The sequence below is a fragment of the Enterobacter cloacae complex sp. P15RS genome (assembly GCF_014895905.1).
Lineage (GTDB): Bacteria > Pseudomonadota > Gammaproteobacteria > Enterobacterales > Enterobacteriaceae > Enterobacter > Enterobacter quasihormaechei.
In genome coordinates this window covers 1-253 of sequence record NZ_JADBQL010000059.1, presented here as the reverse complement: position 1 = coordinate 253, position 253 = coordinate 1, and the positions used below count along the sequence as shown (strand labels likewise).

Annotated in this window: 1 protein-coding gene; it reads right to left on the bottom strand. The window is 61.7% G+C overall.

Annotation, left to right across the window (positions count from 1 at the left end; translation table 11 throughout):
• Nucleotides 1–253 (bottom strand): RHS repeat protein (locus IM267_RS21105; RefSeq protein WP_193034239.1); only part of this gene is annotated, 253 nt, incomplete at both ends.

The following is a 253-nucleotide window of genomic DNA, read 5'->3' as shown; positions in this document are numbered from 1 at the left end:
GCTGCGGGTAAGCTGGCCGGTGGGGCTGTAACCATAGCGCTGCGTTCTGCCGTCAAAGCCCGTCTCCTGCACCAGCCTGTCCATAACGTCATACGAGAAGGTGGTGGTGGCCCCGTTCTCGTTTGTCAGGGTGGTGATGCGCCCGGCGCGGTCATACTTCAGGCTTCTGGTCAGGCCGCCCTGAGTGCTGCTGAGCACATTTCCCCGTTCGTCATACCGCGTTTCGCTGCGGGTGCCATCCGGATTAACCATG